6 protein-coding genes are annotated in these 6594 nt (G+C 64.0%); 3 read left to right on the forward strand and 3 right to left on the reverse strand.

Annotated features, from left to right (window positions below; translation table 11 throughout):
- Positions 1-616: 616 nt before the first annotated feature.
- The gene (locus tag EN742_RS19305) at positions 617-1666 is read left to right on the forward strand and encodes a low specificity L-threonine aldolase (protein ID WP_126058417.1); all 1050 of its coding nucleotides are present in this window, start codon (positions 617-619) and stop codon (positions 1664-1666) included.
- Between the two features lie 24 nt (positions 1667-1690).
- Positions 1691-2581, forward strand: a complete 891-nt coding sequence (locus EN742_RS19310) for an MBL fold metallo-hydrolase (RefSeq protein ID WP_128333157.1) — start codon at positions 1691-1693, stop codon at positions 2579-2581.
- 3 nt (positions 2582-2584) lie between these two features.
- Here the strand turns inward: EN742_RS19310 and EN742_RS19315 are convergent, their stop codons facing one another.
- On the reverse strand, positions 2585-3337 hold the full coding sequence (locus EN742_RS19315) for a sulfite exporter TauE/SafE family protein (RefSeq protein ID WP_127404950.1): 753 nt from the start codon (positions 3335-3337) through the stop codon (positions 2585-2587).
- A 148-nt stretch (positions 3338-3485) separates the two neighbouring features.
- Positions 3486-3953 (reverse strand): Hsp20 family protein, encoded by a 468-nt coding sequence (locus EN742_RS19320; protein ID WP_126058414.1) that lies wholly within the window; start codon positions 3951-3953, stop codon positions 3486-3488.
- Between the two features lie 455 nt (positions 3954-4408).
- Between EN742_RS19320 and EN742_RS19325 the strand changes: the two genes are divergently transcribed.
- Positions 4409-5365: an alpha/beta hydrolase gene (locus EN742_RS19325; protein ID WP_126058413.1), complete on the forward strand. Its 957-nt coding sequence runs from the start codon at positions 4409-4411 to the stop codon at positions 5363-5365.
- 79 nt (positions 5366-5444) lie between these two features.
- On the opposite strand, the gene hisN is transcribed toward EN742_RS19325, so the two are convergent.
- Positions 5445-6218 carry a histidinol-phosphatase gene (hisN, locus tag EN742_RS19330; protein WP_126058412.1) on the reverse strand — a complete coding sequence of 258 codons (774 nt, stop codon included), beginning with the start codon at positions 6216-6218 and terminating at the stop codon, positions 5445-5447.
- Positions 6219-6594: the final 376 nt, after the last annotated feature.

Genomic DNA, 6594 nt, shown 5'->3' on the forward strand with positions numbered 1-6594 from the left:
GGCGTGGTGCTCGTTGCGCGGATCGTAAAGGCCCTGAGCGGCCATGCCGGTGGCGGTGCGGGTCGCGGTTTTGACGGCTGCCGCTTTCGTCTGCGCGGCCTGGCCGTTAATCGCAGATGGCGTCAATTCCGTCATCGTCCCGTCCTCCGTTCCGCGCCCCTTTGAGGCGCTGGTTTGCCTTGGGAAGCGCGATGCTTCCCCCTCATCCTTGCTGCACGTCTTGCGAAATCGTTGCCGAACCATGCGGTGCGCCGCCCGGTTCGTATCCGGTATCGTACAGGCCAGAGCCGAGCCGTCTACCCGTCGCTCGCGGCAACGGCCGGAATGGCCCACATGATACGCCAGTCCAGCCTGTTTTGTGCGACAAAATAAGACAGCACTACTGTCCTAAATTTTTTATGGCAGAAATCAGGCGCGCGCACAAGACCGATTCACAAAAATCTTGGCCGCGCCGCGACACAAAATTTCGCCAGAGGGCGACAAAGCGTAAGCTTCGGTCGCTGCCGATTTCGGCGTCGGCTGGCATCACCGCTTTCCCGGCAATTGGCCCCTTGCACTTGCAAGACCAAAACGGTCAAGTCGCGCCGGCTTCTGCAAATCAGCTACGGACCTCTCGATGTTCTTTGCATCCGACAACTGGGCGGGCGTCCATCCCGACATCTCGGCCAACCTATCCCGGCACGCGGCGGGCATCGCCACCGCCTATGGCGACGGCGACCTCGACCGCGCCGTCTATCGCCGTTTCAGCGAGATCTTCGAAAGCGACGTCCAGGTGTTCTTCGTCGCGACCGGCACAGCGGCGAACGCATTGTCGATGGCAGCGTTGAACCGTATCGGCGGCATCGCGCTTTGCCATTCCGAAGCGCATATCAATGTCGATGAGTTCGGCGCGATGGGTTTCTACACTGGCGGCGCGCGCGTGATGCCGGTGCCCGGGCCTCTGGGTCGCATCAACCCGCAGCCGCTGGACAAGGCCATCCAGCGCTATTCGCGGGACCTCGCGCCCGGCGGCCAGCCGATGGCCGTGACCATCACCCAGGCGACCGAAGTCGGCACGGTCTACACCGTCGACGACGTCAAGGCGATCGCCGAGGTCAGCCGTCGCCACGGCCTGCCGCTCCACATGGACGGTGCCCGTTTCGCCAACGCCATCGCCGCGACCGGCGTCACGCCGGCCGAGATGACCTGGAAGAGCGGCGTCGACATCATCTCCTTCGGCGCCACCAAGAACGGCTGCTGGATGGCCGACGCTGTCGTGATCTTCAATCAGGAGGTCGGCAAGGACCTGCGCCTGCTTCGCCAACGCGCCGGGCAGACATTCTCCAAGGCGCGCTTCATCTCGGCTCAGTTCGAAGCCTATTTCACCGATGACCTTTGGCTGAGAATGGCAGGCCACGCCAATGCGATGGCCGCGCGTCTGGCCGAGACGATCGAGGATGCGCCGACCGGCAGGCTGGCCTGGCTACCACAGGCAAACGAGGTGTTCGCGATCCTCGACCGTGCCGCTGCCGAGAAGATGCAAGCCGCCGGCGCCAAATTCTATGAATGGGGCGTGCCGCTGGGCTTTGACGGCCATCTCGGCGACAACGAGGCGATCTACCGCTTCGTCGCCAGCTTCGCGACGACGAAGCAGGAGATCGAGCGTCTCGGCCAGTTGCTCGCTTGAGCTCGCGACATCGGGAGGAACCAGATGACCAGGCCCTCTCTCGGCTCGACCATGCGGCTGGTTCGTCCGGCGCCAAACGTTGTCGGCTTCTACGATGGCCGCCTCGATGGCGTTCGCATCTGGTCGGAGGAGCCGAACTGGCTCGACGACGGCGCCTATTCGCTGGGCATTTGCACTTATGCGATCGTCGATGGATCGCAAGCGCTTGTCTATGACACGCATATATCCCTGCCCCACGCCCGCCTTGTCCGGCGGACGCTCGAAGAGATGGGCGTGACCTCGATCCGCGTCGTGCTCAGCCACTGGCATGACGATCATATTGCCGGGAACGAGATGTTCCATGATTGCGAGATCATCGCCAACCGCCTCACAGCCTCGGCCCTTGAACGTGGCCGGGCCGAGATCGAAGGCGGCAATCCGCCGATCAGGCCGCTCCTGCTCCCCAACAGGATATTCGACAACAACCTCCATCTGACCGTCGGAGCGATCCCCGTCGAACTCCGCCAGGTCGAAATCCACAGCCATGACGGCACGGTCCTGCTGATGCCCGATGCCGGCCTGTTGCTGGCGGGCGACACGCTGGAGGACTCGATCACCTATGTCTCCGAACCGGAGCGTCTTGCCGAACATCTGATCGACCTGGAGCGCATGGCCGGCTGGCGGTTCGATCGCATCCTGCCCAACCACGGTTCCTGCGAAACAATTGCAGCAGGTGGCTATGACAGAAGCCTTATCGCCGCGACCCAGGCCTATGTTCGAAAACTGCTTGCCTGCCGGCAAGAGCCTGACCTGGCCAAGCAGGATCTGAGAACCTTCGGCGCGGATATGTTTGCCTCGACGGCCGTCGAGTATTTCGCGCCATACGAAGCCGTTCACCGACAAAATGTCGAGGCTGCGCTGGCGGCAAAGGGCTAAGGGCTAGCCCAGGAACGGCCGCGCCAGCAGTTCCAGGCCAAGCACGATCAGGAAGATCAGAAACCAGCGCCGGAAGGTCGCCGGGCTGATGCGCTGCCTGAGCAGCTGGCCGAGCCACATGCCGAGCAGGGCCGGCAGCACCGCCAGTGACGACATCGCGAGATGCTCGACCTCGAACGCTCCGTGCGAGGCGAGGCCAAGCGCCAGCGCGATGGTGGACACGGTGAAGGAAAGGCCGAGCGCCTGGATCAGGTCGTCCCTGCCGAGCCCCAGCGCCTGGATGTAGGGCACGGCCGGCACCACGAAGACGCCGGTGCCGCCGGTGACGAGGCCGGTGAGGACGCCGATGATGGGCGACAGCCAGCGCTCGGCCCTGGCCGGAATGCCGGGCCGCCGCGCCAGGAGTGTGTAGGTGGCGTAGAGGACAAGGGCGGCGCCGAGGCCGGCGGTCGTCCATTTGACGTTGTCGCTGGCGAGCAACCGCGCGCCGGCAATCGTGCCGACCATGATGCCGGCCATCATCAGCCACAGCCGACGCAGGATCGACGCGAAGCTCGGGCCGGCGAACAGCTGCCAGACATTGGTGACGAAGGACGGCACGATCAGCAGCGAGGCCGCGGTGACAGGCGGCATAGCGGTGCCCAGAAGTCCCATCGCCAGCGTCGGCAAGCCCATGCCGGTCACGCCCTTGACGACGCCGGCCAGCAGGAAGGTGATGGCGATGGTTGCCGTCAGCGCCAGGGAAAAATCGGACATCGCCCTTCATGCTGGGCCGGCGCCTGCTTCAAAAGGGCCAGAAGCCTTTGTTGCGGATGGCACAGAAATCCGCGCAAACAAAAAGCGGCGCCTCTCGGCGCCGCTTTCGTCTCGGGAGGAGACTGGTCTTACGGATGGTGCTCGCGGATTACGCGGCCGCTTTGGCCTCGATCTGCCTGGCCTTGTCCGAGGACTGGGTGATCGCGATCTTGCGCGGCTTCAGCTCCTCGGGAATGTTGCGCTTGAGGTCGACGAAGAGCAGGCCGTTCTTCAGCGTGGCGCCCTCGACCTCGACATGGTCGGCGAGCTGGAAGCGGCGCTCGAAAGCCCTCGAGGCAATGCCGCGATAGAGCAGCTCGGAGCCTTCGCCGTTGCCCTCTTCCTTGCGCTCACCCTTGACGGTCAGCACGTTGCGGTGGGCCTCGATTGAGATCTCGTCTTCCGAGAAGCCGGCAACCGCCATCGAGATGCGATAGGCGTTCTCGCCTGTGCGCTCGATATTGTAGGGCGGATAGGTCTGCGCGCCGTCGGGCTGGCCGAGCGAGTCGAGCATGGTGAAGAGACGGTCGAAACCGACGGTCGAACGATAGAGCGGGGAAAAATCAACGTGACGCATAGGGTGTTCTCCTATTGAGCAACAGAGTTTGCGTTTGGCCGCTGCGAAACCCGGAACGGCGTTTCGGATGGACCAGCGGTCCCGACATTGGCGACCGCTCCAGACATTTGGGAAGCGCAAAAGGGCATTTCAAGATTTTCGCCGACGGAACATTCGAGCCTCGATGAACGTCAGATGAACCGCGGCTTCGGCCGGCGTTCAGCCAGGCGGCGTTAGGATGCTGCCAGGATCAAGGACCAGGCGGCGCGCCCAACAGACGCCGCGACGAGGCCGAGCCGGGTGTTAACGTCCCTTCCTCCCGGATCGACAAGGGCCGGAAGCAGCCAAAGGCTGCTTCCGGCCTCGTTGGTTGGCCTTCCACCATCTCCGCGACGCCTTTGCTTTTGGCGCATGGCCGTCTATCACCGTGCGACACCTCGCCAGCCGCGGCGGCAGAGCAAAGAACGAAACGCCGAATGACGGACCTTTTTTATCAGACGCCGGACAATCCGCCGCCGGAAAATGCCGCCGGCGGCTTCTTCACCACGCGTGACCGCAAGAAGATCCGCTACGGCGTCTTTGCCGCCACCACCCGCCCTCTCAAGGGCACCGTGGTCCTGCTCACCGGCCGCAACGAGTGCGCCGAGAAATATTTCGAGACCATCCGCGATCTTTGCGGCCGCGGCTTCAGCGTCGCAACGCTCGACTGGCGCGGCCAGGGTGCTTCCGACCGGCTGACCGGCGACCCGCAGCGTGGTTATGTCCGCAGCTTCCGCGACTACGCCAGCGATCTCGAGCAGTTCTTCGAGGAGGTGGTGCTGCCCGACTGTCGCGGACCATACTACATCCTCGCCCATTCGGCCGGAGCGGTGGTCGCGCTGCTCGCTTCGCCGTCGATGGTCAACCGGGTGCGGCGCATGGTGCTGATTGCGCCTTTCCTGACCTTGCCCGATTTGCCTGTCTCGATAAGCACGGTCCGCCGCGTCTGCGCGGCGTTCTGCGCGATCGGCCTTGGCCGGCTCTATGCCGCCATCGGACCGCGGCCGAAGGAGACGACGCCGTTTGAGCTCAACAAGGTGACGTCGGATCCCGTGCGTTACCGGCGCAACACCGGCATCTACGAAGCCTGGCCGCAGCTGGCGCTTGGCGGACCGACGATCCGCTGGCTGAAGGCTGCGGCCGAGGCGTCCGAGACGATCAGCGATCCGGACTTCATGAGCGCGATCCAGGTTCCGATGCTGGTGATCGCCGCCGGTGCCGACCAGGTCGTCTCGACCAAGGCGGTGGAAGCCTACGCCAGGCGCCTGCGCCTTGGCTCACTGCTGATGATCGACGGCGCCCACCATGAGATCCTGCAGGAGAAAGACCTCTATCGCGAGCAACTCCTCGCCGCCTTCGACGCCTTCATTCCCGGAACCGGCGACGCGCCCTGACCGGTGCACGGCCACCGGGCTGACAGCCTGCTGCCAGGATCGGCATCCTTGGCCGCGCCCCAGGGACCGATCGCGGGGCTCAGCCGCGCAGAGCAGCCATCGCCGCCGCGTGCAGCTCAGGCGTCGCCGCCGCCAGGATATCCCCGCCCTTCTCCGCCGGACCGCCCTCGAACGTGGTGACGACGCCGCCCGCCTTCTCGATGATCGGGATCAGCGCCACGATATCGTAGGGTTTCAGCCCGGGATCGGCGACGATGTCGACGCTTCCCGCCGCGACCATGGCGAAGGCATAGCAATCGGTGCCGTAGCGGGCGAGCTGGACCTGCTTTTCGAACTGATCGTAGCGCGAGCGCGCCTCGCCCTTAAACAGCGCCGGCGTGGTGGTGAACAGCGTCGCCCTGGCGAGGTCGGTGGTCTTGCGCGTCGCAAGCTTGCGCGGCCCGCCAGGACCTTCATAGTGGGACCCGGATGCGTTGGCATAGAACAGCTCACCGGTGAAAGGCTGCGACATCAGCCCGGCGACGGCCTCGCCGTCGACCGTCAATCCGACCAGCGTTCCCCAGACCGGCAGGCCGGAGATGAAGGCGCGCGTGCCGTCGATCGGATCGATCACCCAGACATGCCGGCTGGAGATGTTCGAGCTGCCGTGCTCCTCGCCGAGAATGCCGTGCTCGGGATACTCCGTCGATATCAGCGCCCGGATCACCCGCTCGGCCTCGCGGTCGGCCTCGGTGACCGGATCGAAGCTACCCGCCTCCTTGTTGACGACCGCGCCCTGGCTGCGGAAGCGCGGCAAGGTCTCGGCGGCGGCGGCATGCGCGATGCGCCGCATGAAGTCGATGCTGATGTCCAACTGATTCTCCCGCGTTGCGGCATGCCGTGCTTTGCCGATGATTTCCTGCCTGAACAAGGGGCATGGATCATTTAGCACCGCGGCAACTGTTGCCTGAATGTCACGCAAACGCCACCGAAACGCAATTTCCCAATCAGAGTGAATTAAAAAAGCCTGAAGTCGATTGACATTTGTGCATCGCACAATAGATTTGTTCTCGGATAGGTTTTCCTGTCCATGCCCTCCTTGGGCGTTTCCTCCCTAGACTTCGACCGTGTCGTGAAAACGATGCGGTCTTTTTTTCACGCGGCTCGCGGCGCTGATCGGGTGTGCCGGCGTTACTCGGCGGCCAGCGGCAGATCGACGAAATGATGGTCCGGCATCGCCATCAGATCTG

Source organism: Mesorhizobium sp. M4A.F.Ca.ET.020.02.1.1 (genome assembly GCF_004022645.1).
In the GTDB taxonomy this organism is placed as follows: domain Bacteria; phylum Pseudomonadota; class Alphaproteobacteria; order Rhizobiales; family Rhizobiaceae; genus Mesorhizobium.

What these genes read in the sequence shown, in the direction of transcription:
- EN742_RS19320 (WP_126058414.1), bottom strand. Translation starts at nt 3,953, where the DNA reads ATGCGTCACGTTGATTTTTCCCCGCTCTATCGTTCGACCGTCGGTTTC.
- EN742_RS19315 (WP_127404950.1), bottom strand. Translation starts at nt 3,337, where the DNA reads ATGTCCGATTTTTCCCTGGCGCTGACGGCAACCATCGCCATCACCTTC.
- EN742_RS19310 (WP_128333157.1), top strand. Translation starts at nt 1,691, where the DNA reads ATGACCAGGCCCTCTCTCGGCTCGACCATGCGGCTGGTTCGTCCGGCG.
- EN742_RS19325 (WP_126058413.1), top strand. Translation starts at nt 4,409, where the DNA reads ATGACGGACCTTTTTTATCAGACGCCGGACAATCCGCCGCCGGAAAAT.
- EN742_RS19305 (WP_126058417.1), top strand. Translation starts at nt 617, where the DNA reads ATGTTCTTTGCATCCGACAACTGGGCGGGCGTCCATCCCGACATCTCG.